This window comes from Nonomuraea guangzhouensis, assembly GCF_019396345.1.
Lineage (GTDB): Bacteria > Actinomycetota > Actinomycetes > Streptosporangiales > Streptosporangiaceae > Nonomuraea > Nonomuraea guangzhouensis.
Genome location: NZ_JAHKRM010000024.1, coordinates 105001 through 129644, shown reverse-complemented (window position 1 = coordinate 129644; position 24644 = coordinate 105001). Strand labels below are relative to the sequence as shown.

At 68.8% G+C, this 24644-nt stretch carries 27 protein-coding genes and 1 pseudogene; 16 read left to right on the top strand and 12 right to left on the bottom strand.

Going from position 1 to position 24644, the window contains the following annotated elements; translation table 11 throughout:
• Nucleotides 1–92: 92 nt before the first annotated feature.
• From KME78_RS41515 to KME78_RS41500, 4 genes are all read left to right on the top strand, one after another.
• Nucleotides 93–761, top strand: coding sequence for a TetR/AcrR family transcriptional regulator (locus tag KME78_RS41515; RefSeq protein ID WP_219535003.1), 669 nt, complete (start codon nt 93–95; stop codon nt 759–761).
• Nucleotides 762–860: 99 nt separating this feature from the next.
• Nucleotides 861–1817: an LLM class F420-dependent oxidoreductase gene (locus KME78_RS41510; RefSeq protein ID WP_219535100.1), complete on the top strand. Its 957-nt coding sequence runs from the start codon at nt 861–863 to the stop codon at nt 1815–1817.
• A gap of 14 nt (nt 1818–1831) precedes the next feature.
• Nucleotides 1832–3250, top strand: a complete 1419-nt coding sequence (locus KME78_RS41505) for an amidase (protein ID WP_219535002.1) — start codon at nt 1832–1834, stop codon at nt 3248–3250.
• A 65-nt stretch (nt 3251–3315) separates the two neighbouring features.
• Nucleotides 3316–3672: a YkvA family protein gene (locus KME78_RS41500; RefSeq protein WP_246653072.1), complete on the top strand. Its 357-nt coding sequence runs from the start codon at nt 3316–3318 to the stop codon at nt 3670–3672.
• Here the strand turns inward: KME78_RS41500 and KME78_RS41495 are convergent.
• From KME78_RS41495 to KME78_RS41485, 3 genes are all read right to left on the bottom strand, one after another.
• On the bottom strand, nt 3669–4865 hold the full coding sequence (locus tag KME78_RS41495) for an amidohydrolase family protein (protein ID WP_219535001.1): 1197 nt from the start codon (nt 4863–4865) through the stop codon (nt 3669–3671). The genes KME78_RS41500 and KME78_RS41495 overlap by 4 nt on opposite strands.
• A 162-nt stretch (nt 4866–5027) precedes the next feature.
• Entirely contained in the window at nt 5028–5777 is a 750-nt protein-coding gene (locus KME78_RS41490; protein WP_219535000.1) for a tyrosine-protein phosphatase, read from the bottom strand.
• Nucleotides 5778–5787: 10 nt separating this feature from the next.
• The gene (locus KME78_RS41485) at nt 5788–6573 is read right to left on the bottom strand and encodes an SURF1 family cytochrome oxidase biogenesis protein (protein ID WP_219534999.1); all 786 of its coding nucleotides are present in this window, start codon (nt 6571–6573) and stop codon (nt 5788–5790) included.
• 164 nt (nt 6574–6737) lie between these two features.
• Between KME78_RS41485 and KME78_RS41480 the strand changes: the two genes are divergently transcribed.
• Nucleotides 6738–7385 carry a VC0807 family protein gene (locus KME78_RS41480; RefSeq protein ID WP_219534998.1) on the top strand — a complete coding sequence of 216 codons (648 nt, stop codon included), beginning with the start codon at nt 6738–6740 and terminating at the stop codon, nt 7383–7385.
• An 8-nt stretch (nt 7386–7393) separates the two neighbouring features.
• Here KME78_RS41480 and KME78_RS41475 read toward each other — a convergent pair whose 3' ends face one another.
• Nucleotides 7394–7858 carry a winged helix-turn-helix transcriptional regulator gene (locus tag KME78_RS41475; protein ID WP_219534997.1) on the bottom strand — a complete coding sequence of 155 codons (465 nt, stop codon included), beginning with the start codon at nt 7856–7858 and terminating at the stop codon, nt 7394–7396.
• Between the two features lie 60 nt (nt 7859–7918).
• On the opposite strand from KME78_RS41475, the gene KME78_RS41470 reads away from it, so the two are divergent.
• Complete coding sequence (locus KME78_RS41470; RefSeq protein WP_219534996.1) at nt 7919–8431, top strand: GNAT family N-acetyltransferase; 513 nt, start codon at nt 7919–7921, stop codon at nt 8429–8431.
• Nucleotides 8428–9018, top strand: coding sequence for a TetR/AcrR family transcriptional regulator (locus KME78_RS41465; RefSeq protein WP_219534995.1), 591 nt, complete (start codon nt 8428–8430; stop codon nt 9016–9018). Before KME78_RS41470 ends, KME78_RS41465 begins: the two co-directional genes overlap by 4 nt.
• Here the strand turns inward: KME78_RS41465 and KME78_RS41460 are convergent.
• Nucleotides 8972–9316, bottom strand: coding sequence for a hypothetical protein (locus KME78_RS41460; protein WP_219534994.1), 345 nt, complete (start codon nt 9314–9316; stop codon nt 8972–8974). The genes KME78_RS41465 and KME78_RS41460 overlap by 47 nt on opposite strands.
• Nucleotides 9317–9453: 137 nt before the next feature.
• On the opposite strand from KME78_RS41460, the gene KME78_RS41455 reads away from it, so the two are divergent.
• Nucleotides 9454–10863, top strand: a complete 1410-nt coding sequence (locus KME78_RS41455; RefSeq protein WP_219534993.1) for a DUF7059 domain-containing protein — start codon at nt 9454–9456, stop codon at nt 10861–10863.
• A 283-nt stretch (nt 10864–11146) separates the two neighbouring features.
• Here the strand turns inward: KME78_RS41455 and KME78_RS41450 are convergent, their stop codons facing one another.
• From KME78_RS41450 to KME78_RS41440, 3 genes are all read right to left on the bottom strand, one after another.
• Nucleotides 11147–14191, bottom strand: coding sequence for an AfsR/SARP family transcriptional regulator (locus KME78_RS41450; protein ID WP_219534992.1), 3045 nt, complete (start codon nt 14189–14191; stop codon nt 11147–11149).
• Between the two features lie 245 nt (nt 14192–14436).
• Complete coding sequence (locus tag KME78_RS41445; protein ID WP_219534991.1) at nt 14437–15081, bottom strand: GNAT family N-acetyltransferase; 645 nt, start codon at nt 15079–15081, stop codon at nt 14437–14439.
• A 141-nt stretch (nt 15082–15222) separates the two neighbouring features.
• Nucleotides 15223–16509: a pyridoxal phosphate-dependent aminotransferase gene (locus tag KME78_RS41440; protein WP_219534990.1), complete on the bottom strand. Its 1287-nt coding sequence runs from the start codon at nt 16507–16509 to the stop codon at nt 15223–15225.
• A 79-nt stretch (nt 16510–16588) separates the two neighbouring features.
• Between KME78_RS41440 and KME78_RS41435 the strand changes: the two genes are divergently transcribed.
• The 4 genes and pseudogenes from KME78_RS41435 (at nt 16589) to KME78_RS41420 (ending at nt 19030) form a co-directional block, all read left to right on the top strand.
• The gene (locus KME78_RS41435) at nt 16589–17524 is read left to right on the top strand and encodes a LysR family transcriptional regulator (RefSeq protein ID WP_219534989.1); all 936 of its coding nucleotides are present in this window, start codon (nt 16589–16591) and stop codon (nt 17522–17524) included.
• A 12-nt stretch (nt 17525–17536) separates the two neighbouring features.
• Complete coding sequence (rnhB, locus tag KME78_RS41430) at nt 17537–18208, top strand: ribonuclease HII (protein ID WP_219534988.1); 672 nt, start codon at nt 17537–17539, stop codon at nt 18206–18208.
• Nucleotides 18209–18417: 209 nt separating this feature from the next.
• Nucleotides 18418–18519, top strand: a pseudogene (locus KME78_RS41425) (IS481 family transposase); the annotation flags it as partial.
• A 142-nt stretch (nt 18520–18661) separates the two neighbouring features.
• Nucleotides 18662–19030, top strand: a complete 369-nt coding sequence (locus KME78_RS41420; RefSeq protein WP_246653057.1) for a nuclear transport factor 2 family protein — start codon at nt 18662–18664, stop codon at nt 19028–19030.
• A 253-nt stretch (nt 19031–19283) separates the two neighbouring features.
• Here the strand turns inward: KME78_RS41420 and KME78_RS68210 are convergent, their stop codons facing one another.
• On the bottom strand, nt 19284–19523 hold the full coding sequence (locus tag KME78_RS68210; RefSeq protein WP_372455053.1) for an AbrB/MazE/SpoVT family DNA-binding domain-containing protein: 240 nt from the start codon (nt 19521–19523) through the stop codon (nt 19284–19286).
• Between KME78_RS68210 and KME78_RS41415 the strand changes: the two genes are divergently transcribed.
• Nucleotides 19491–20474: an LLM class flavin-dependent oxidoreductase gene (locus tag KME78_RS41415; RefSeq protein WP_219534986.1), complete on the top strand. Its 984-nt coding sequence runs from the start codon at nt 19491–19493 to the stop codon at nt 20472–20474. The genes KME78_RS68210 and KME78_RS41415 overlap by 33 nt on opposite strands.
• A gap of 32 nt (nt 20475–20506) precedes the next feature.
• Here the strand turns inward: KME78_RS41415 and KME78_RS41410 are convergent, their stop codons facing one another.
• Together KME78_RS41410 and KME78_RS41405 are read right to left on the bottom strand one after the other, a co-directional pair.
• On the bottom strand, nt 20507–20737 hold the full coding sequence (locus tag KME78_RS41410; RefSeq protein WP_246653055.1) for a DUF397 domain-containing protein: 231 nt from the start codon (nt 20735–20737) through the stop codon (nt 20507–20509).
• Entirely contained in the window at nt 20719–21546 is an 828-nt protein-coding gene (locus KME78_RS41405; RefSeq protein WP_219534985.1) for a helix-turn-helix domain-containing protein, read from the bottom strand. The genes KME78_RS41410 and KME78_RS41405 overlap by 19 nt, the downstream gene beginning before the upstream one ends.
• Nucleotides 21547–21970: 424 nt before the next feature.
• On the opposite strand from KME78_RS41405, the gene KME78_RS41400 reads away from it, so the two are divergent.
• The 3 genes from KME78_RS41400 (at nt 21971) to KME78_RS41390 (ending at nt 23970) form a co-directional block, all read left to right on the top strand.
• Complete coding sequence (locus KME78_RS41400) at nt 21971–22444, top strand: ATP-binding protein (protein WP_219534984.1); 474 nt, start codon at nt 21971–21973, stop codon at nt 22442–22444.
• Between the two features lie 387 nt (nt 22445–22831).
• The gene (locus KME78_RS41395; protein WP_219534983.1) at nt 22832–23185 is read left to right on the top strand and encodes a hypothetical protein; all 354 of its coding nucleotides are present in this window, start codon (nt 22832–22834) and stop codon (nt 23183–23185) included.
• Between the two features lie 245 nt (nt 23186–23430).
• Nucleotides 23431–23970: a GNAT family N-acetyltransferase gene (locus tag KME78_RS41390; protein WP_219534982.1), complete on the top strand. Its 540-nt coding sequence runs from the start codon at nt 23431–23433 to the stop codon at nt 23968–23970.
• Between the two features lie 279 nt (nt 23971–24249).
• Here the strand turns inward: KME78_RS41390 and KME78_RS41385 are convergent, their stop codons facing one another.
• Nucleotides 24250–24636: an SCO5389 family protein gene (locus KME78_RS41385; protein ID WP_219534981.1), complete on the bottom strand. Its 387-nt coding sequence runs from the start codon at nt 24634–24636 to the stop codon at nt 24250–24252.
• Between the last annotated feature and the right edge of the window lie 8 nt (nt 24637–24644).

The window sequence follows — 24644 nt, the reverse complement described above, 5'->3', positions numbered from 1 at the left end:
TAACCCCTGTCGCACCGGGATTTTTGCCGTGAGGTGGGGATCACCGTGATCCTTCCTGACCTAGCGCACTACTACCACGTAAAGTGACGAACGTGTCCGAAGCCCGAAACCGAGGATCGGAGAGCACCCGGGAAGTCATCGTCGAGACGGCTTTGCGGCTGTTCCGGGAGCGCGGCTTCGATGCGACGACCATGCGGGCCATCGCGGCCGAGGCCGGTGTATCCGTCGGTAACGCCTACTACTACTTCGAGAGCAAGGAGGCGTTGATACAGGCGTACTACGACCGTGCCCAGACCGAGCACGAGGCGGCCTGCCGTGACCTGCTGGCCACGGAGTCGTCGTTCGCCGCCAGGCTGAGTGGGGTGCTGCGGGAGTGGGTGCGGGTCTCGGAGCCGTACCACGAGTTCGCGGTGAAGTTCTTCAAGCACGCCGCCGAGCCCACGAACCCGCTGAGCCCGTTCAGCGCCCAGTCCTCGCCGGCCCGTGAGGCGGGGATCGCGATCTACCGGCAGGTGGTCGAGGGGGCGCGTGACCGCATGAACTCCGAGCTGCGCGAAGAACTGCCGGAGCTGCTGTGGCTGCTGTCGATGGGCATGGTGCTGTTCTGGGTGCACGACACCTCTCCCGGCTGTGTCCGTACCCATCGCCTGATCGACGTGACGGTCCCGCTGGTGGACCGGCTCGTCGGCCTGTCGCACCTGCCGGGGCTGCGGGGGATCACGAAGGACTTCATCGCGGCGGTCCACGAGCTACGCGCCTGACGCGCGCGAGCCCGGAACGGCAGGACGGCGACCACATACCGCCCGGTTGGTATGGTCGCCCTGTTGAAGCCTGAACCGCCCGGCAAGCTGGAGGCCGCGATGACTCAGAACTGGGGCATGACGATCCCGTTCAACGACCGTTCACTGGCGGACTCGCAGGAGCTGATCGCGGAGCTGCCCGCCCTCGGCTACACCGACGCGTGGTCGGCCGAGGTCAACGGGGTCGACGGGTTCGTGCCGCTGGCCATGGCCTCACAGTGGGCGCCGGGGATCCGGCTGGGCAGCGCCATCGTGCCCGTGTTCACCCGCGGTCCGGCGCTGCTCGCGATGCAGGCCGCCACGCTGGCCGACCTGGCGCCCGGCCGGTTCGTGCTCGGCATCGGCTCCTCCTCCCCGGCGATCGTGGAGCGCTGGAACGCGGTCGAGTTCGCCAAGCCGTACGCGCGTACCCGTGACACCCTGCGCTTCCTCAAGGCGGCGCTGACGGGCGAGAAGGTGTCGGAGCGCTACGAGACGTTCGAGATCAAGGGGTTCAAGCTGGAGCGGGCGCCGAAGACCCCGCCGAAGGTCGTGCTGGCCGCGCTGCGGCCCCGGATGCTGCGACTGGCCGCCGAGGAGGCGGATGGCGCGATCACCAACTGGCTCTCGCCCGACGACGTGCGGAAGGTACGGGCCGAGATCGGCGACACCGAGCTGATCGCCCGCCTGTTCGTCTGCGTGAGCGAGGACACCGACAAGGTACGCGCGCTGGCCCGCTGGATGCTCGCCGCCTACCTCACCGTGCCCGCCTACGCCGCCTTCCACGACTGGCTCGGCCGGGGCGAGGTGCTGCGGCCGATGCACGAGGCGTGGGCGGCCGGCGACCGGCAGGCCGCGCTCAAGTCGATCCCGGACGAGGTGGTCGACGCGCTGGTCATCCACGGCGACGCGGCGACGTGCCGGGCCAGGATCCAGGAGTACGTGGACAATGGCCTCGACACACCCGTGCTCGCGCCGATCCCGGGTGGCGAGGTGACCATCACGCAGGCGGTCCGTGATCTGGCTCCCACGGCCTGACCCAGGAGGATGCGGTGGATGACGTACTGAGGTGGGACGCGACCGAGCAGGCCGAGGCCGTCCGCGACGGGCGGGTGTCCCCGCGCGAGCTGGTCGAGGCGGCGATCGCCAAGATCGAGGCGCACGACGGCGACCTGAACGCGGTGATCTGCCAGCGGTTCGAGCGGGCGCTGGCCGAGCTCGACGCCATCCCCGCCGACGCGCCCTTCCGCGGCGTGCCGATCCTGCTGAAGGACCTGGGCTGGCCCCAGGCGGGCGAGCCGTACGGCGGGGGTTCGCGGACGCTCGACGGCGTCGTGGTCACACAGGACGGCTACGCCACGGCCAGGCTGCGCGCCGCGGGGTTCGTGGTGCTGGGGCGTACCAACACGCCCGAGTTCGGCAGCACGATCACCACCGAGCCCGTCGCGTTCGGGCCCACGCGCAACCCCTACGATCCGGGCTACTCCGCGGGCGGGTCGAGCGGCGGGTCGGCGGCGGCGGTGGCGGCCGGGATGGTCGCGCTCGCCACGGCCAGCGACGGCGGCGGCTCGATCCGCATCCCCGCGTCCCTGTGCGGGCTGGTGGGGCTCAAACCGACGCGCGGGCGCTCCAGTGTGGGTCCGTCGGTCGGAGAGGGCTGGAGCGGCTTCTCGTGCCAGGGATTCGTCAGCAGGAGCGTACGCGACACCGCGGCGGCGCTCGACCTCGTGTCCGGCTATGTGCAGGGTGACCCCTACGACGCCCCAGGCCTGCCGAGGCCGCTCGCCGAGGAGGTCGGCGCGGAGCCGGGACGCCTGCACGTCGGCTTCGTCTCCACGCATCCCAGAGGCGACGTGCCGGCGGCGCCCGAGCTGACCGAGGCGGTCGACGCGGCCGCCGCCCTCCTGGCGGCGCTCGGCCACGACGTGGTCCCCGGCTGTCCCGAGGCGCTCGGCGATCCCGGATTCCCCGCCCGCTTCGGCGCGATCGTGTCGGACAACCTGGCCGCGGAGATCGAGATGGTCGGCGCCTGGCGCGGCAAACCGGTCGAGCTGGACGAGTTGGAGCCGCGCAACGCCGCCATGGTCCGCGCCGGGCGCGGGCACAGCGCCACCGACCACATCCTGACCATGCATTGGATCGACGACTTCCGCAGGCGGATGGCCGCGTGGTGGCGGTCGGGGTACGACCTGCTGCTGATGCCGTCTCTCGGCGTCGAGCCGTTCCCGCTCGGCTGGATCCCGCCGGACGACGTGAGCACCGCGTTCGGCAGGACCGCGCACGCCGTGGCCTTCACCGCGCCGGTCAACGCGACGGGCCAGCCCTCGATCTCGCTGCCGCTGCACAGGACCGCTTCTGGTCTGCCGGTGGGCGTTCAACTGGTGGCCGCGGCCGGGCGGGAGGACCTGTTGGTCAGGGTCGCGGCGCAGATCGAGGCCGCCCGGCCGTTCGAGCACGCCGCCGTACGCTGACCGCCGGGAACTCGGCCCCCACGGTGACGCGTTATGTCGTGAGAGGCCAGGGTATGGAGAGCGACATGATGGCTAAGGCAGGACGGGCTGCAGCGGCCTGGCGTACGTATCGCGAAGTGAGCAAGCCCGGCACGCCGGGCTTGATGGTCAGGTTACGAGCGATCCCGCGGATGATCGGCGCCGTGATGCGCGGCCAGTACGCGGGCATGGGCAAGAGCAAGCTGGCGCTGATGGGGTTCGGTGTGGTCTACATGATCTCGCCGATCGACCTGGTGCCGGACTTCCTCGTGCTCATCGGAGTCGTGGACGACTTCGGGGTCTTCCTCTGGCTGCTCTCCTCGCTGCTCGGCGAGAGCGGGCGCTACGTGGACTGGGAGCGCGAGGTCGTCAAGGGAAGGGTCCAGGGCAAGCTCGACGGTTAGATCTCCTCCATCCGGAGCCAGGCACGTGACGGCAGCGGATGGCCGAACAACCGGGCGGCGTTGCCGTAGGCGACCCTGGCGATGTCGGCGGGCGGCAGCGTGCCGAGGTTCTGGGCCACCGACTGCTGGGTGTCGGGCCAGGTCGAGTCGGAGTGCGGGTAGCCGCTCTCCTGCAGCACGTGGTCGAGGCCGACCGCCAGACGCACTCCCGACAGGGCCTGGTCGTTGAGGGTGCCGAAGTAGAAGTTGCGGCGCAGCACCTCGCTGGGCTTGAGGCCGCCGTCCCACTGCGCCTCGCCCGCCACGGGGTGGTCGAGCGCGTAGTCGGCCCGCGCGGCCAGCATCGGCAGCCAGGCCACGCCGCCCTCGACGATGAGGATGCGCAGGTTGGGGTAGCGCAGCGGGAGCCCTGACCAGAGCCAGTCGGCGCAGGCGAACATCGCGCTGGTCGGCATCAGCGTGGTGATCGCCTCGATGGGCGTGTCGGGTGAGGGCACCGGCGACCAGCTGGAGCTCCCGGTGTGCAGGCAGACGACGGTCCCGGTCTCCTCGCACGCCGCGAAGAACGGGTCCCAGTGGCCGCTGTGGATCGACGGCAGCCGCAGCCGGGTCGGGAACTCGGGGAAGACCACGGCCTTGAAGCCACGGGCCGCGTTGGCCCTGATCTCCTTGGCGGCGAGGTCGGGGTCGGGCAGCCAGGGCAGTTGCAGGCCGATCATGCGTTCGGGGTAGGTGCCCGCCCAGACGTCGATGTGCCAGTCGTTCCACGCCTTGACCAGGGCCAGGCCGAGCTCCTGGTCGCGGGTCCTGGCGAACGGCATGCCCGCCTGGCCGGCCAGCATGCCGGGGAAGCAGAGCGCCGCCCAGATGCCGGCCAGGTCCATGTCGTCGATGCGGGCCTCGATGTCGTGGCAGCCGGGACGCATGTGCTCGAACCTGACCGGGTCGAGCGTCCACTGCTCGCGTGGCAGGCCGGCGCCCACGTCGAGCCCGGCGCACGGATATGTGGCGCCCGCGTATCGCCAGACTTGGTGACCGCCCTCCGTCTCCACGACCTTGGGCGCGACCTCGGCGTATTTCTCCGCGAGCCGGCCCTCGAAGAGGTCTGGCGGCTCGATCAGGTGATCGTCGGCGGAGATGATCACATAGTCGCGCCGCCTCGGATCCGGGTCGGGTAGCAGCGGCGTAGTCACGCAGGTAACCGTACGACGGCCGCATAACGTCGAACAAGCTGCGACGTCTCCGTTGGGTATCCACTCGGCCCGAGGACCCGGGGTCGCCGGGAGGGGGATGTGGCGACCCCGGGCCATGAGGTCCGCTTTGCGAGGCTGCTGCCCTGCGAACCCCGGTGCCGCCTACCCTGCGGAGATCGGATCAATCCCGGAGAGAAGACTGTTCTGGAGTTCTTCGATGGTCCCCGCACCGACCTGCAGGATGTCGGTGCAGTATTTCCCGACCGAGCCGTGCCGGGCGGCCAGATCGGCGAGGAACAACCGCATCGCCTCGGCCGGCGCCACTCCGAAACCGGGCCACCGGGCGACGTTCGGATTCCGGCGCTGCCAGCTCGCGATGAAGCGCTCGGTGGCCAGGCCCGTCAGCGCGTAGTCGTCGATGATGTCCTCGTCGGCCACGCCCACGAGGCTCAGGATGAGCGCGGTGAGCAGGCCGGTGCGGTCCTTGCCCGCCGCGCAGTGCACGACGACGGGCGCGCTGCCGGACCGGGAGATCGTCTCGACGGCCGTGCGGAGGTTGTCCACGCCGTCCTCGGTCACTTCGAGGTAGCGGTCGGCGAGGTATCTCGCGACGTCCAGCCGGTCGTCGTAGGCGGAGAGGTCCCAGCGGCGGCCCTCGATGGGCAGATTGCGGTAGTCGAGCCCGTCGGACTCGGGCACCCGGCCGTTCTTCTCCACCTCGAAGGGGTGGCGCAGGTCGATGACCGTCCGCACGTTGAGGGTCTGGAACGTGACGAGATCGTCTCCCGCCAGCCAGCCGAGGGAGTCGGCCCGATAGAGGCGCTGCCACCGGACGGTCCGCCCGTCCCTCGCGGCATATCCACCTACGTCTCGGAAATTGTGGATATTGGCGAACTCTATGTGCCGGATCACCCGATCTACCTTAAGTGCTGGGCGCGCCGACTTCCTGGACCGGCGCGTCCTCTGCGGCCTTCCTGTCAGCCACTTCGCGCCGGATGAGCAGGATCCAGCCGCCGACGGCCACGCCGATGAACAGCCACCACTGCACGCCGTACGCGAGGTTGAGGCCGCCTCCGGCGCCCACGTCGGGCGCGGGCACCGGCACGGGCGCGGCCGCCGCCTCCGGCTGCTGCTTCATCAGGTCCACGTAACCGCCCACGAGCTGGTACGGGAGCGCCTTGCCTATTTTCCCGGTGTCGATGAGCAACACCTGACCGGCCGGCAGACCAGGGCGGTCCTTGATCCCGGCCGTCTCCTCGGTCTCGCTGAGACGTAGCCTTCCGGTGACAGTTACCTGACCTGTCGGCGGCGGAGGCACCTCGGGGGGCGCGTCGGCGGTGGCCCCGGCCTTCACCCACCCCCGGTTGACGAGCACGGCCTTGCCCGGACCGGTGACCAGCGGGGTCAGCACGTAGAAGCCCAGCTGGCCCTCCTGAGGCCGTCTGCGGACCACCAGCGCGTGAGCCGGGTCGTAGCTCCCCGACGCCGTGACCGCTCTGAACCGGTCCGACTCCTTCAGCCCCTGGCTCACCAGGCTCTCGACGGGCACGGGATCGGCCGCCAGGTTCGCGGTGACCAGCGTGCTGTTGGCGGAGCGCTCCTCGAACCGGCCGAACTGCCACCGGCCCAGAAACACGAAGGCCGGGATCACCAGCAGCACCACGATGTGGAGCGCGATCCAGCGGGGCGTGAGCAGGAACCGGTACACCCCTCAAGCCTAGGCACCCGGGCCGATGCTCCTTCACCTGGCTCGGTCCGCCGGAAAGTGACCTAATCGCAATCTGGTCGAAACTCTTACCGAAAGCCACTTCATCGCGTACGGTCGGGATTCGTCCCCTGAGCTCCCCCTCCAGAGAGCGCCTCAATAGCCATATGACCGTGCTTGCCGCGCCGTCCGAGGCGCCCGCGTTCGAGCTGCCCCGGTTCGGCCGTCTGGTGCGCCATGCTGTGCCCCGTGTGCTCGAGGGCATGATCCTGCCCGTCGCCGTCTTCTACGTCGGGATGATCCTTTCCGGGATCACCGGCGGGATCGTCGTGGCTGTGGCCTGGGTGTACGCGGGAGTGGTCTGGCGGCTGGCCAGGCGCAAGGCGGTGCCGGGGGCGGTGCTGCTGGCCGCGGGCACGGTCACCGTCAGGGCGGTGCTCGCCCTGCTGTCCGGGAGTGCGGTGATCTTCTTCCTGCAGCCGACCCTGGGCGTCTTCTGCGCCAGTGCCGGGTTCCTGGCAACGGCCCGGCTACGCAGGCCGCTGGCGCAGCGGGTGGCGGAGGATCTCGTGCCGCTGCCGGAGCACGTGATCGAGCGGCCGGTGATGCGGCGCTTCTTCGCCAGGCAGTCGCTCGTGTGGGGATGCGCGCAGCTCGGCAACGCCTCGCTCAGCCTCTGGTTGCTGCTCAGCCAGACGATCCAGACGTACCTGATCGTGCGCACCACGGCCGTCGCGGTGCTGCTGTCGGGCGCGGCGCTTCTGACGCTGATCGACTTCCGGCTCTGCCTGCGCGCCCTCCAGCGCGACGCCTGACCCGGGGGCTACGCGGTCTTCAGCTCGGCGCCTGAGCCGGGCAGGGGGGTCACCTCGCGGGGCCCCGCGACCTCGTGCCCCTCGGCGCAGCGGAAGTGCTGCTCGATGAGCGCCCCGCAGTCGCGGTGGGTCAGCACCACGGGTGGGCCGTCGTCGGCCAGGTATTTGTCGCCCCAGTGCATGAGGGCCACGAGCAGGGGATAGAGGTCACGCCCCTTCTCGGTGAGCCGGTATTCGTCGCGCTGGCGCTGGCCGGGCTCGCGATAGGGCTCCTTGCGCAGCAAGCCCTCCTCGACCAGCCGCGCCAGCCGCGCGCTGAGCACCTGCCGCGGTGCGCCAGTGGTCGCCTGCATGTCGGCGAACCTGCGTACGCCGCGGAACGCCTCGCGCAGCACGAGGAAGGTCCACTTCTCGCCAACGATGTCCAGGGTGCGCTCGATGGAGCAGTTGTTCACCTGGAAAGCCAACTTCATGCGTCACATCATACCTGAGTTCAATTGACAGACCCAGGCGTGGAAGGGCAAGCTGAGTCCATGTTGGGAACTCAGATCCGGCCGGCCCGGCCCGACGACGACGAGCGGATCCGGCGCTTCCTCGCCCGCTTGTCGCTGCACACCCAGACCTTGCGGTTCTTCACCGGGTTCAGCGCCCCGGCCGCCGGCCTGGTGCGCGTGCTCATCGCCGTGGACGAGCGCAGGGACGCCCTGGTCGTCACCCTGGAGGGTGAGATCATCGGCCACGCCATGAGCTACCGGGGCGATGTGACCGACGTCGAGATCGCCGTCGTGGTCGCCGACGAGTGGCAGGGCAAGGGGCTCGGGCCGCACCTGATCAACACGCTGCTGATCAGGGCCGCGGTGCGAGGGGCGAAGACGGTCGGCATGGACGTGCTGGGCGAGAACAGGCGGGTGCTCCGGCTGATCCGCAGGCTCTGGCCCGACGCCCAGATGAAGGTGACTTCCGGGTCGGTCGCGGTGACCGCTATGATCCATCAGGCGGGGGTATTTGCGGAACAAGGTTCTGGTGCTACACCATTGACAGTGTGAAGAGTGCCAAGAACGGACGCGACGGGCGCACCCGCATCATCGAAGGTGCCCTGCGCCGATTCAGCCAGGACGGGGTGTCGGCCACCACGCTGGCCAGCCTCCGCGAGGAGAGCGGTGTAAGCGTCGGCAGCTTCTACCACCACTTCGCCAGCAAGGAACACGTCTTCGGCGTCCTGTACGCCGAGATCCTCGCCGCCTACCAGGCGGCCTTCCTCACCGAACTGGTCAACCACCAGGAGGCCCGCGACGGCATCGAGGCCGTCGTCGCCCTCCACATGCGCTGGGCCGGCGAGCACCCGGAGCGGGCGCGGCTGCTGGTCAGCGAGCGCCCGCCGCGTAAGACCGAGCCGGGCGGCGCCGAGGTGGCGGAGGCCAGGCGGGCCTTCTTCCGCCAGGTGTCCGACTGGTGGCGGCCGCACATGAAGAACGGCCAGCTCCAGGTCGTGCACCCCACCATGTGCTACGTGCTGTGGCTCGGACCGGCGCAGGAGATGTGCCGGCTGTGGTTCGCCGGCGCCCACACGCCGACGGACGAGGAGATCAAAGGCCTCGGTGAGGCCGCCTGGCAGAGCCTGCGCCAACGCTAGAGACCGCCCTGATCCGGGACGGCACCCGCCAGCAGGCCGTGTCGAGCGAGATGTCGAGCCGCAGGTCGCCACGCTGCCTGCGCAGCCCCGGCACGCGCACCCGGGCGTGCACGTCGAACCGGCCCCGGCAGGGGTAGCCGAATCCCAGCTCTCCCGGCAGCACGCGCAGGTCGTCGCGGTTGCCGCAGTTGGGGCAGGTCCATGAGACGAGGTCGAGCCCGCGGTCGTAGTCGGAGCAGGCGCGGAAGTAGTCGTCGGGCCAGAAACGGGACTCGCAGGCCAGGCAAGGGATCTGCATGGATCCGCTCCTCTTCGAACGTGGGTCTCCATAGAGATATCGTTCGCCACTTGCAAACGGCTTGGATGTTTCGGTAACAGTATGATTACTGTAGGTATCGGATCATGCGCGGGATTCTGCGGTGAAAGGATGGTCTCGTGGAACGACTGCGCGATCACCTCCTCGAGACCGGCTACACGATTGACGGCGTCCGCGACCGGCTGGGCGCCATGGCGGCCTCGGCCCTGGCCCGCGAGGAGCTGGTCCCGGCGCTGCGGGCCACGGACGACGACGACCCGCTGGCCGCCCTGATCCGGCTCTGGTGGCTCGGCGTCGACGTCCCGGCCGCGCGGTTCCCGGCCACCGTTCTCGAAGAGGCCTGCGCATCGGGCCTGGTCGCCGCCGACGGTGACCGCGTACGGGCCACCGTGCACCTCCAGCCCTGGGAGACCGGCGGCTACGTCGTCTCCCATCGCAAGGTGCGGCCCGGAGACCCGGCCCTGCGCCCCGACCACGTGGTGGGGGCGGGCGGCGCCTCGGCCAACCTGGCCCAGCTCGTCACCCGCCGCCCGGTCCATCGGGCCCTCGACCTCGGTACGGGCTGCGGCGTGCAGGTGCTGCACCTCGCGGACCGCGTCGATGAGATCGTGGCCACCGACCTCAACCCGCGCGCGTTGGAGCTGGCCCGGCTGAGCTGGCGGTTGTCCGGGATCGAGGGTGTGGACGCCCGGGCCGGCTCCCTGTTCGAGCCGGTCGAGGGGGAGCTGTTCGACCTCGTGGTCTCCAACCCGCCGTTCGTCATCTCACCCGGCGGCGAGCTGACCTATCGGGAAACGGGCGCCGACGGCGACGCGTTCTGCCGCGACCTCGTACGTCAGACGCCCCGCTTCCTCAATCCAGGCGGCCAGGCCCACTTCCTGGCCAACTGGCTGCACGTCGAGGACGAGGACTGGCGCGACCGCGTCGGCGGCTGGCTCGGCGAGACCGGCTGCGACGCCTGGGTGGTCCAGCGGGATGTGCAGGACCCGGCCGAATACGTCGAGCTGTGGCTGAGGGACGCCGCCGTGCAGGGCACCCCCGGCTACACCGAGCACTACGACCGCTGGCTGGCCTGGTTCGAGGAGCACAAGGTGCGGGGCATCGGCTTCGGCTGGATCACCATGCGCAACGCGGGCACCCTGGACCCGGTGGTCCGTGTGGAGCAGCTCACCCACCAGGTCACGCTGCCCGTGGGCGACTACGTCGACCGCGTGCTCGACTCCATCGCGACCGCCCACCGGGTGCGCTTCCTCGACTCAGCGCACCTGCGGACCGTGGCGGGCCTGCTGGACGAGCGCATCGGCCTGCCCGGCGCGGAAGACCCCATGCGCATCGTGCTGCGCCAGACGGACGGCCTGCGCCGCAGCAGGGAGGTCGGCACCGTCGAGGCGGCCCTGGCGGGCGTCTGCGACGGCGACCTCGCGCTCGGCCCGCTGCTCAACGTCATCGCCGAGCTGGTCGGCGACGGCGAGATCCTGCACCCCGACGCCATCCGGCCGCTGATAGCCGAGGGTTATTTCCTGCTTTGATCGACCGTTGATCGGATGTTGACCGCCCGGGTGGAGGCTTCTCAGCAAGACACGGGCCCGGGGGGTTCGAGGCTCGTGTCGGGTCCGGCCGGTCGTCGATGTGAGGCGGCTAGCCGTTACGCGGAGCATCCGGAAAACCGGGCCCCCTAGCGACGCGTGACGGTCAGATGGCCGGCCGGGCTAGCAATCGCGGCACTGTATGGATCACGGGGGCTCCGTGACTCCCAAAGGGACAGCCTTGATCAACCATGTGTGGATGACACGTCTGGACGACGAGCTGTACTCAGAGCTCGACGACGGGCTCGACGACGGGCTCGACGACGGGCTCGTTGACGGGCTCGTTGACGGGACCGACAACAGGATCGACGACCGGGGTCTGGGCGAGGCGGGCCTTGAGGTCCTCCGCCTCGGGGGCGCCGAGCATCGAGAAGATCTCGAAGGCCTGCCGTAGGCAGTCATGGCTCCTCGTGGCGCTGCCCATGCCCTTGAGCGCCTCTCCGAGCACCATCAGCGAGAGCGCCTCGCCATAGGGATGGCCGATCTCCCTCGACACCACCAGGGCCTGCTCCGCGTGCCGTACGGCATCGGGGTAGCGCCCGGCGGCGATGAACGTCTCGGCGAGCCGCGAGCAGACCCGCTGCTCCCAGACGCGCTGCTTGCTGGCGCGGAAGAAGGCCAGGCACTCGGCGTGGTGGTGGACGGCCTCGGTGATGCGGCCCACCCGCGACAGGACGATGCCCAGGTGGTAGCGGGCGCGGGCGGTGCCGGCGCCGCTGCCGATCTCGGTGAAGATGGCCAGGCCCTTCTCCGCCGCGGCGATCGCGTCCTCGGGGCGGCCGAGGCCGAGGTGGTCGCGGGCCGAGTAGCTGAGCACGAGCGCCTCGCCGGCCGGTACGCCGTTCTCGCGATACCAGCGCATGGCCGAGTCGAACCAGGTCAGCGCCTCGGCGTGGCGGCGCTGCCGGCCCACGACGACGGCCAGCGCGTTCATCACCTCGCCGGTGACGACCTTCTCGCCGCGGTCGACCGACAGCTCGTGCACGATCCTGAACTGCTCCTCGGCCTGCGTGAGCCGGTTGCTGGCGAACAGCACCCGGCCGAGCACGTAGCGGGCGCGCAGCTCACTGCCGGTGTCGCCGATGCGCTTGGCGGTGGCCAGCACGGCCCGCGTGCCCTGGTCGAACTCACGGGTGTGGGTGCCGGACTCCAGCAGCGGCTCCATGGCCACCAGCAGGTCGCCTGCGGGCAGCAGCGGCTCCGGGGCACGGGCGGTGGCGGCGGCCTGGTTGATCGCGGCGAACAGCGAATCGCCCTCGGCGACCAGCCAGGCGACGGCCTCGCCGACGGAGTTGAACGAGAGCCCGCTGCCGTCCACCTGGAGGTTGTCGGCGATCATGCTGCCCTCGTAGGCCAGCCGGTGCGCCGACTGGGCGGAGGCCAGGTAGAACCCGAGCAGCCGGCGCAGCGCCATCGTGCGGGACTGCGGCCGTTCGGTCTTCTCCAGCGTCCGGCGGGCGAACAGCTTGAGCAGGTCGTGGAAGCGGTAGCGGCCCGGCGCGGGCGCCTCCAGCAGGCTGGCGTCGACCAGCGACTCCAGCAGGTCCTCGGTGTCGAACACGCTCGCCGACAGCACGGCCGCCGCCGCATGGGCCGAGATGTCGGGCCCGTTGGGCAGCGACAGCAGCCGGAACGCCCGGGACTGGGCGGTGTCCAGGTGCCCGTAGCCGAGCGCGAACGTGGCCTCGACCGCGAGGTTGCCCACCCGCATCTCGTCGAGACGGCGCTGCTCGTCGGCCAGCCGGGGCACCAGCGAGGCGACCGTCCACGAGGGCCGCGCGGCCAGCCTGGCCGCCACGATCCGTACGGCCAGCGGCAGGAACCCGCAGGCGGCGACCACGTCCATGGTGGCGTCACGCTCGGCCGCCACCCGCTCGGGCCCGGCCACCGAGGCGAACAGCGTCAGCGCCTCGTCCGGCTCCATCACGTCCAGATCGAACAGCCGGGCAGAGGGCAGGTCGGCCAGCTTGTGGCGGCTGGTGACGATGGCCGCGCAGCCCGGCGAGCCCGGCAGCAGCGGGCTGACCTGCTCGGCGTCGTGGGCATTGTCGAGCAGCACGAGGATGCGCCGCTCGGCGAGCAGCGAGCGGTAGAGCGCCGACCGCTCGGCCAGGCGCTCGGGGATGACGTCGGACGGGACGCCCAGCGCGCGCAGGAACGCGCCCAGCGCCGATTCGGGGCCGGTCGCCTCGTCGGTGTAGCCGCGCAGGTCGGCGTAGAGCTGGCCGTCGGGGAACAGGTCGCCGGCCGCGTGCGCCACGTGCACGGCCAGGGTGGTCTTGCCCACCCCGCCGATCCCGCAGATCGCGGCCACCGGCACGCCCTCGGCGGCCGACTGCGAGGCCAGCAGGGTACGCAGCCGCCCGGCGATCTCCATGCGCCCGGTGAAGTCGTTCACGGCGGCGGGCAGCTGCGCGGGACGCGGCAGGTGGAGCGTCGGCTCCTCCTCTTCCCGCGCCCCTTCCTCCTCGGCCACCTCGGCGACGGTCAGCGTGGGGTCGGCGGCCAGGATGCGCTGGTGCAGCGTGGTCAGCTCGGGGCCGGGCTCGATGCCCAGCTCCTCGATCAGCGCCTCGCGCGTCTCGGTGAAGACGGCCAGCGCGTCGCCCTGCCGGCCGCACCGGTAGTAGGCCAGCATGAGCTGGGCGCGCAGGCGCTCACGCAGCGGGTGCTCGGCGGTCAGCGCGATCAGCTCGGAGACGACCGCGGCGTGCTCGCCCAGCTCCAGGTCCACGTCCATGAGCGTCTCGACCACGCTGATCCGGCGCTCGACCAGCCGGTCGCGCTGGTGCTCGGCGTACGGCCCGACGGCTCCGGCCAGCGGCTCGCCCTCGAACAGCGACAGCGCGGCCCGCAGAGCCTGGGCGGCCTCACGTGGCTTGCCGGCCCGGCGCGCGGCCTCGGCCTCGTGGGTGACGCGCTCGAACCGGGTCAGGTCGAGCGTTCCTTCGGGCAGCCGCAGCGCGTACCCGCGGCCGACGGAGGTCAGCAGCTCGGGCCGCGAGCGGGCGGCCCTGCCGGGCTCCAGGACGGTGCGCAACCGGGAGACGTACGTACGCAGGGCGCCGAGGGCGCGCGGCGGCGCTTCCTCGCCCCAGACCGCGTCGATCATCTCGGTCGGAGTCACCGCACGGCCCTCGCGCAGGAGCAGCATGGCGAGAATGGAGCGCTGCAGCGGAGTGCCCAGGTCGACTTCCTTGCCATCGCGCCACGCGCGGACGGGACCGAGCACGGCGAATCTCAGCTCGCCTTCGACGCTCTGACCAGTCATGTCGCCTGTCTCCAACGCAATGGAAAGATTTGTTACCAAATGATAGGTCCATCCTTGCCCAACACATAGGCATCCGCCCATTCGTTAACCGAAGCGTTGATCGGTCGTTAATCGAGTGTTGAGTCCGGCGACGGATCCTGAGGGTCAGCAGCGACATGGCCCCAATTACCACGGGGGCGGCCATGACCCTGGGCATATAGCAAGACACAGGCCCCGCCGTACGGCGGGGCCTTGGCGGATGGTGCTTATGCTGCTTCGGCGAGGCCGAGCCTCTGGGCCAGGCGTTCTCGAATCCCGGGCCATTCAGAGTTGAGGATCGAGTAGAACGCCGTATCTCGGACGGTGTCATCGGCGCCCCTGCATTCCGCCCGGCGTATCCCGTCGAAATGCGCGCCCAAGGCGGCTATGGCGGCCAGCGACCTGTTGTTGCGGACGTCTGACTTGAGCGTGATGCGGTGGACGTTCCACGTCTCGAAGGCGTGCGAGAGCATCAGGAACTTGCTCTCCCGGTTCGCACCCGTGCCCTGGGCGGAGGCGCCCAGCCAGGTGTAACCGATGTCGGCCACGGACGGGACCTCGCCCACCACGCCCCGCGTACCCGGCGGCCAGGGCATGGGGCCCTGCCAGTACTCCAGGTGCATAAGACGGGTGGCACCGACGACTCGGTCGGTGTTCAGCCACCGGACGGCGAAGGGCAGCGTGCGGCCCTCCGCCTGCTCAGCCAGTGCGGCCTCCACATAGGAGACCATCTCGTCCCGGCCGGCCGGGACACGGGTGAAGGCATACGTGGAGCGGTCTTCACTCGCCGCGGCGACGAGGTCGTCGATCACCGCGAGGCTGAGAGGTTCCAGGCGCACGAGGCGCCCGGACAAGGTGACAAGAGCGGGCATGAGCACATGATGGAGGCTGCTTGGTATGCCGGAGAACAGGTCTCGTCCAGCATTCTTTGCAGCTTGTTGCAACCTGGGTGTTTATGCAGCTCAGCGGGCCGATTGCGGGGTCACCGCACCGGCCCGTGGACAAAGTTTCGCCTAACTGTGACATGGCGTCGGCACGAGCGCCGGGTGCAGTTCACGCACCGGGCTCCGCTGACGCAGCGAGAGCTCTGTCAAGCCCATCGACAGCAGGTCGAGATTGGCCGCGATCCACGGCAGTTGGAGTGGATCTTGGCTGTTCAGCGCGGTCAGGCGCTCCTCCGAGGTGTCCCCGTAGAGCAGGCTCACCGCGACCCGCACTCGCGCGGCGCTGGGATCGTCGCCGAACGCGTGGCCGGGCAGCACGCCGATGCCGTGGTCGTCGAGCAGGATGCGGGTGATCTCGGCCGAGCCGCCGAGCCGTAGGTGGCTCAGGTCCGGATAGAGATAGAACCCGCCCTGGGGAGTGGGCACCGAGGCGCCGATCCCCACGAACCTGTCCCGCACCGCGTGGGCGAGCGTTCCGTGCAGCCTCCGGCTCCGCACGATGCGCTCGACCAGCTCGGGCGGGTCGGTGAAGGCGTAGGCGGCGGCCTCCTGCACGGGGGCGGCCGGGGCGGACCAGATCTCGCTCGCCACCGCGAGCAGCCGGGCGCGCAGGTCGTACGCCTCGTCCGGCAGCCTGGCCACGCCGATCCGCCAGCCGCCCAGTGCCAGGCTCTTGCTGAGCCCGGTGGTGACGACCGTGCGCTCGGGCGCCAGGTCGGCGGGCGAGGTGAACGGGAGCAGCGGGTCGTGCAGCAGGTCCCGGTAGATCTCGTCGGAGATGATGTACAGGTCGAGCTCGCGGGCGACTTCCACCAGTCGCTGGATGGTCTGCGAGGACGCCAGGCGCCCGGTGGGGTTGTCGGGCAGCGTCACGAGCACCGAGCTGACGGTCCTGCCCTGGGCGCGAGCGTGCAGCACGGCCGAGGTCACCCGCTCGGGATCTGGTACGCCGCCCTGTCCCGCCGGGGGCGGAACCAGGATCGGGTGGGCACCGACCAGGTCGGCCTGCGCCGCGTAGCTGACCCAGCTGGGCATGGGCAGGACGATGTCGCCGCCGATGGCCAGCAGCACGCCGTACAGCAGGGACTTGCTGCCAGGTCCGCAGACGATCAGTTCGGGGTCGGTGGGCAGTCCCCGACGTGTCCAGTAGCCCGCCGCCGCGCTCCGCAGGTCGGCCGCTCCCGCGACCGGCCCGTAGCCGTTGCGTTCGGATGCGGCGACCAGCTTGTCGCGCAGCGCCGGGTGGACGGGCAGGCCGGCCTCGCCGAAGGCGAGGTGCAGCACCCGTTGCCCGGCGCCTCGTCTTCGTTCGATCTCTTCGTTGGCCGCCAGCGTGGCGGAGAGGGTAACCGTCATGGTTGTCACGTTCCCAGCGTGGTTTGATGAAGGCATCAGCACAAGCGAGGCTTTTTGTGGGTAGGCGTAAGGAAGTCCGATGCTCGAATTACGGCGTTTGGTGTTGATCTGCGAGTTTGCCCGTCGAGGCAGCATCGCGGCGACCGCCGAGTCGCTCGGATACAGTCCTTCGGCCGTGTCCCAGCAGTTGGTCGCCCTCGAACGTGAGACCGGAACCGCGCTGATCGACCGGACGGCGCGCAGCGCCGAGCTGACCGACGCGGGCCGCCGCCTGGTGACCCATGCCGAACGCATCCTGTCCATGGTCGAGGAGGCCGAATCCGACCTTTCGGCTCACGCGGCCTCGCCGTCCGGCCGGGTGGTGCTGACCGCCTTCCCCACGGCGGCGGTCGCGTTCGCGCCGGCGCTCGCCCGCACGCTGCGCCGTTACACCGAGCTGACGCTCAGGCTCGGGCAGAGCCGGTCGGGGCGGGGCATGCGGGAGGTGCAGTCGGGCGAGGTCGACATCGCGCTCGTGGACGACTGGTACGGGCGGGTCGGCGACAACGACAGCCTGCGGGTGTTCCCGCTGCTGTACGACCCGCTGGTGCTGGTGGTGCCGCGCAAGCACCGGCTGGCCGACCCCGAGGTACCCCTGGACCTGCGCGAGCTGCGTGACGAGCCGTGGATGGCCACCCCGGACGGTGAGCCGTCGCGCCTCGCGGTCGACCGGCTCTTCGTGGACGTGGGCGGCACCAGGCCGACGCCGTGGGAGTTCGAGGGGCTGGGCACGATCCTGTCGCTGGTCGCCAAGGGCATCGGGATCGCCGCCGTGCCCGCGCTGGCGCTGGCCGCCGGTGTCCGGGGCATCGCCGTACGCCAGTTCGCCGGCAACCCGGTGGGCCGCGAGGTGCTGGCCGTCGCGCGCGGCTCCAGCGTCCATCGCCCGTCGGTGTCGGTGACCCTGCGGGCCATCCACGTCGCGGCGCGCTACCTCGCCGCCGATCTGGATCCGGTACGCCTCGCGGAGCGATAACGTCTGGTGCCCATGGCGCCCTCCTACGACATCGAGCACCTGTTGCTCGCGCAGCGCAGCACGACCACGGTCGCGGGCCTCGACGAAGTGGGCCGGGGCGCCTGGGCCGGCCCCGTGACGGTGTGCGCCGTCGTCACCGACCTGTCGGATCCGCCCGCTGGGCTGACGGACTCCAAGCAGTTGTCGGCCGCCAAGCGCGGGACCGTGGCCGCCGAGCTGGAGTCGTGGGCGGTCGGCATCGGCTTCGGCGACGCCACCCACACCGAGGTCGACGAGCTCGGCATGACGGAGGCCCTGCGCCGCGCCGCTCGCCGCGCCCTGGCCGCCCTCCCGCTGCGGCCCGACGCGCTGATCCTCGATGGCTCGCACGACTACATCGGCGCTCCGTGGCCGGTACGCCTCGAGGTCAAGGGCGACTCGGCCAGCATCTCGGTGGCGGCCGCCTCGGTCCTGGCCAAGGTACGCCGCGACGCCTACATGGGGACGATCGGCTGCGCGGAGTACGGCTTCGCGGACAACGCCGGCTATCCGTCACCGGTCCACCAGGAGGCGCTGGCCCGTCTGGGGCCCACGGAGCACCATCGGCTGTCGTGGTCCTACCTGGACGACCTGCCGCGCTGGCGGCACCTCAAGCGGCACCGGGATCCGGCGGTGGGCGAGGGCCAGGCGACCCTCTTCGGCTAGTTGTACTGACCACAGAGGTTGAGTACGGGGCGACATGGCTTCGATGATCTTGTAATTGGGTGAGGGCCTTCGGTTTGGTGTGGATTGCGACATCTACCACCGAACCAGAAAGGCCCTCATGCCCCACCGTAACGCGCCGCTGACCGAACTCGGGCGTCTGCGCCTGGCCCGCTGCGTGGTCGAGGACGGCTGGCCGCTGCGCCGCCCTACCGGCCTGGGTGCACACCTACAATCACCACCGCGGACACACCGCACTGAACGGCCTTTCACCCGCCAGCCGCGTACCCAACCTCACGGGACAGAACAACTAGTCCGGCGGTGTGGATGCTGGTGTTCAGGGTTAGTTGTCGAAGTGATGTCGAGAACGCTCTGGCCGCTCCGACCTACCCGCGGGGGACCGCCGGTTCGCACGGCGGCGCCTCCCCGGACGGCCCCCGATTCGAAGGAGTAGCCATGTCACGGAACATCGAGACCGTCAACACCTACCTGGACGGTTTCCGTAAGAACGATCACGAGCAGATCCTGTCCTGCCTGACCGACGACATCGAGTGGACCGTCTTCGGCGCCTTCCATCTGACCGGCAAAGACGCCTACGACAAGGCCATCGACGGCCCGCCCGGACTCATCGATCCTCCTCACCTGGAGGTCGTGCGCATGGTCGAGCAGGGCGATGTCGTCATGGCGGAACTCACCGGGACGGTGAAGCGAGTCGCTGGCGGCGAGATGCGCATGTCTATGGCGGAGGTGTTCGTCATGCGCGACGGCAAGATCGCCGAGCGTCGTGCCTGGGTCATCGAACTGAAGGAGAACGACTACCGCTGACCCGAGGAGTTCAATCACGGGCGGCCCTGATCGGCGATGGCAGCGCCCCGGGCCGCCCGGCTCATGACCTACACGTGGACGAACGGTTTTCGCGCGACACCCGCGCAACCCACTGCGCGGACGGCTCATCAACTCAGTAATAACGCACCGTCACCACAAGCAAGATCAACAGTTGAGATGTGACACAGGCGCTTGGTCGGGGCAGACCAACTCGACTCTGGGAGGTAGGTGCGGAAGTGGTGCGCGTGGCGGGTCAGCAGGCGGTAGGAGCGGACGGCGGCTCGCCCCGGGTCAGGGTGTCGTCGCTCCGGGTGATCCGCAGAGTGTCGACGACCTCCACCTCGTCGCCTTCGCCCAGGTTGTACTTCCCCCTGAGCGGGGCCGGGACGGTGACCTGCCTTCTCTGGTACGTAGCCCTGAGCGGTGTCCCGTGCTCCGGGAATCGGTCATCATCGGTGGGGTGCGAATCGGGATCTTTCTGATCGTGGCCCAATTTCCGGACCAGAAATCAGAGCATGTGCTGGCGAATGCCCTTGAGCTCATCGTGGCCGCCGAAGAGGCCGGGTTTGCCGATGCCTGGATCGCCGAGCACCATTTCATGTCGTATGGCGTCTGCCCTTCGGCCACCACACTGGCGGCCGTGGCGATCGGGCGGACCAGCCGCATCGGCGTCGGCACCGCAGTGAGCGTCCTGTCCACCCAGCACCCGGTTGCTTTGGCTGAACAGGCAGCCATGCTGCACCACCTGTCGGGCGGCCGGTTCACGCTGGGCGTCGGCAGGGGCGGCCCGTGGGTGGACCTGGAAGTGTTCGGCACCGGGCTGGAGCGCTTCGAGCGAGGCTTCGAGGAGTCGCTGGACGTACTGCTGGGCGCGCTCTCGGGTGGGCGGGTGTCGGCGGCGGGGGAGTTCTTCAGCTTCCGCGAAGTCCCGCTGGTGCCGCCGACCAGGCTGCGCCCGGTCGTGGCGTGCACCTCGCCGCCGACCGTGGAACTGGCCGCGACCCGCGACCTCCCGATGCTGCTCGGCATGCACATCGACGACCAGCAGAAGAACTCGATGATCGCCATGTATGAGTCTCACGGGGGAACGGCTCAAGCCCCTCACATGGCAGCGGCCGTCGCCCACGTGGCGGACTCCACGGCCGAAGCCCGAAACGACCTGAAGGAGTCCTTGCCGCGCTGGCTGAAGCCCGGCCTCGCCGGCTACATCCCGGTGGACAACAGAGAACCACCATCGCGGGATATTTCGGCATATGTGGACTTTCTGACCAGCGTCCACCCGGTCGGCTCGCCGGACCGATGCGTGGAGTCCATCATGCGCACGTCGGAAGCGACGGGGATCCAGCACCTCATCCTCATGGTCGAGGGTATGGGCGACCACCGGCGCACCTTGGAGAACATCCACCGCCTGGGCGCAGAGGTGTTGCCGCAGGTCAGCGGCTGAGTGGAAGATGAGAGTCGCGCTGCCGGGTGCAGTCAGCCGAGTTGGTCGAATTCGCCGTCTTTGACGCCGCCCAGGAAGGCTCTCCACTCGCCGGGTGTGAAGGTGAGTGCGGGGCCGCCACGGTCCTTGCTGTCGCGGACGGCGACGATTCCGGGGATGTTGCTTGCGACCTCGACGCACTGGCCGCCGTTTGAGCCGGACCGGGAACTCTTCCGCCAGATGGCCCCGGACAAGTCAATGTCGCTCAGGTCTGCTGCTTCCATTGGTTCCGCGCTTCCTTGATCATCTGTAGAGACGGACCGGGGCGGAGCGCCTCTGTGCGTAGTTTGTCATAGATGTCCCAGATCAGAGAAACGAGTTTATGATCTGCAGAGACTTCCGCCTTTGCTGCGGAGTCTACTGAGACAGTGGTCGGGGCGTCGGAAAGCTCGGCAATCATGAATGCGGACATCAAGCCTGTCGTGCAAGTGGTGTCATAGGGGACGATCTGTATCGTCACGTTGGGGAGTTCCCCGGCGGTGAGCAGGTAATCAAGCTGCTCCTCCATAACCTTGGCGCCGTCGATGGGGCGACGAAGCACCCATTCGTCCAGGAGTACGAGCAAGGTGGGCGACTTGTCTCGTAGGAGGATGCCCCTACGCCGCATACGGGCATCAACCTTGTCTTGTATGTCCTGCTCGGAAGTGAATAGGCCACCGCGAAAGACGGCTCGCGCGTATGCCTCCGTCTGGAGGATGCCGGGAATCTGGAGGGGGTCCCAACTTCGGAGCACCCGTGCGTAGGGCTCGATTTCCTCTGTCCAACGGATGTACCAGTCGGGACCGGTGGGAGAGGTGATATTGCGGCATAGTCGTTTGAACCGGTCACCTGTCCCGAAGATCTCGTCACACCCTGCGGCAAGGTCGAGCTTCGGGGTCCTGTCACCTTTTTCGAGATGCGCTATGAGCGATGACGAGCAGCCCAGGTGTTTGCCGAGTCTGATTTGTGTCATGTTCGCCTCTTTGCGAACGCGGGCGAGCTCCTTGCCAAAGCGCTGAGCTGCCGTCAGGCGTGGGTCAAGATCGTTGGCCATGTTCGTCCTCCCCTTGTGTCTCCTCAGCGCGACAGATCTTTGACAAGTATTGACAGTTAGCCCCTCTCGTGGGGGTGTTTTGGGCCCCGATTGTGCGCCGCTTTCGTCTACTACACAAGTTTCTTCGCAGGCATTCTGGAAGCGCAAGGCGTTAGTTCTAAGTGTGGCCTTGACGGTGAATGGACAATTCGGTCATATGACTGGGGTTATCGTGACAGGCCAAGATCTCGGATGGATGGCCCCAGGAATGCGGCGGTGATTGTGTGGACGGCGTCTCGTTCGGTCCGTCCGGCACGGGCGCGGGGTTCTCCGTACGTGAGGGCAGCCTTCAGGGGGAAGCGGTGGATCTTCACCTGGGGGCGCGGTCGGGGTTGGTGGGTGCGTACGACGTTGACGCGGCTACGCGGGTCTGGGAGGTGGCGCGGTGGAGGAGCGGTTTCTTGGTGAAGTCGTGTTGCCGGGGGTGGCGCAGTCGGTGGCGGTGGCTCGTCACTGCGTCGGGGCGATGCTGGCCGCGGCAGGGCATCGGGTCGTGGAGGATGTGCGGTTGATCGTCAGCGAGTTGATTACCAACGCGCTGATCCACACCGCTTCCGGGTTGCATGGCGGGGTGGTGACGGTGGAGGTCGTCGCCGTTGATGCCGAGATCGTTCGCGTTGAGGTGACCGATGACGGGGCGGACACGGTCCCTCGAGCGCGGGTGTCCGGCGGTGACGACTGTCATGGGCGGGGTTTGTGGCTGGTCGAGCAGGTCTCCCTCAGATGGGGCGTGCGCCTGTTGGGTGCGGGACAGCGCGCGGTCTGGGCGGAGACGTTCACGGGTCAGGCCGCGCCTGGCTGCGCCGGGGAAGGCGTGACGGTCGGGGCCGCGTACACCGGGCATGAGGTGAGGGGATGAGTTGGGTGATGAGTCAGTGGCCGTTTCCCCCTCATCGCATGGCACCTCACATCCCAGCTGCGCAGTCGCACTACGACCGGCTGGCATGGCACCCTCCGCGCGGGGGCGAGCCGCCCGGGCGGGTCTTGCGGTGGACCTGCGACTGCGAAGAGGTCGTTTACGAACTGGTCGCGCTCGGCGGGTTGCGCTTCATCCGCCGGACGGCTCTCCGAGGTGGGAAGGGCGTCATTCACGAGAGTGATCGCTGGTCCCTCCATGCGGCAAATGCCATGTGGGACGCGCTACTGACGGGGAACGCGAGATGACGTGGAGATCATCGGGCGTCCAGCGCAAGGGCGCTCCACCGGGGCGGGTCGGCCACCATGGACCTGATGGGATGATGCCGAAGTGGCGCGCTTTGGGCCGTTTGTGGAGGAGCTGCTCGATTTTCTGCTGAAGCGGCTGGATGAGGCGGGGTTTGAGCGGCTCGTCGTCCATGAGCCCCGGCGAATGTGCGCCCCATATATCTTCTCGGGCGGCGGCCGTGTGGAGCAGCGAGGACTGTGGTTCACGGGGTGCTGCGCCTGCTCGCAGATCCCCCAAGGAGGGTTCGGCAACGACATCAACGTCGAAGCATGGCCGTGCCTGCATGTTCGGTCCCTGACGCTGCAGTTCGTCGACGACCCGGACTACTGCCAGGGATGGAGGCCAGAAAATGCGCTGTTCGCTTCGGGGAGACTCATCCACCCGGACGACGTCTAGCCAGCGGGTGTTCCTCCTCCTGTCCACGACGCGAAGTTTGTCCTGGTCAGCCTGATGTCGGCTCGGCGAGCCGGGCCTCCAGGTCTGAGATCAGGGTGAGCAGGCTGGTGTTCTCGTCGACTCCGTGCTCCAGGCAGTACGACAAGTACAAGGCGACCCGGCCGACGTAGGTCTTCTGCGGACGACCAAGCGACGTTTCGATATCCGGTTGCCGGTGAGGTTCTGGACAAACTACTAGTTGGCAGATGAGCGACTCGCAATTGTCGGACGGCGTCGTAACTTTGTCGCCGCTGTGTCTGGATGACCTGGATGCGCACCTGGCTGGCGAGGACGATCAACTGGTGTGGTGGCTCAACGGGGGCCCGAGCACTCGAGCTGGAACCGAGGCATACATTCGAAAGTGCATGCAACAGTGGAGCGACGACGGTCCGCTGCGCGCCTTCGGGATCCATGTCGACACCCAGGCGGCCCTGGTGGGCACCATTGACCTGCGGTTCGGGCTGGAGGACTTGGCCGACGGCCAGGTGAACATCGCCTACGGGCTCTACCCGAAATGGCGGGGTCGGGGCCTCGCAACCCGTGCGGTCCACCTGGTTTGCCAATATGCAGCCACACAAGGGGTGACGCAGGGAGTGATCAGGGTGGAACCGGAGAATGCCGCGTCCGTCGCCGTCGCACAGCGGGCCGGCTTCCGCTACGTCACACAGATCCAAGCTCCGGACGGCACCCAGCTCAGCTGCTACGTCCGTGATCTGGCGGCAAGAAGCTTCAACACGCGGATTTGACGGGGAAGATCACCACCCACACCGACTCATCGGCGGCCACCGCCCGCTCAGACCGGTGGCACCGAGGCAGTGCATCTGACGTGGCCGACATGCCTGAAGACCCCGGAACTGAAAGAGGGAACGATCGCGGACAACACGATGTGCGTGTATCAGGGTGCGCGGATTGTGCGCGTACATGACGTGGAAGCAAACGTTGTCGCGATGAGAAACGTGGAAGCGTTGTTAGGTTTGTAAGACGTAAAGCGGCGGGCCGGGAGAACCGGCCCGCCACAGGGGGAATCAGCAGTCCACCAGCTCGGGTTTCTGGTTGAGGATCTGTGCGCGTGGAGTGACGAACTCTCGCAACGCGTCGGCGGCCTTCGGTGAGAACACCGCCACCCGATGGCAGTTCTGGAAGGCCAGGCGGATGCCGAAGTGGCGCTCCAGGGCGCCCCGCATCGAGTCGCTGGCCAGGCAGCGCAGGAGCTGGCCGCGGGCCTCCTCGTCCGGTGGGGGCACCTGGTTGTCGGCGAAGTCGGCGCCGGTCCTGTCGCGGTGCTGGACCAGCTCGCTGATCACCGACCAGGCGTACGGCAGAGAGTCGCGGACGCAGGCGACGAACGCCGCGTCGTCGACCTCGCCCGCTCTGGCCTGATCGAGTAGATCGTTCGGAACGGTCAGCGACATGCTGTCTC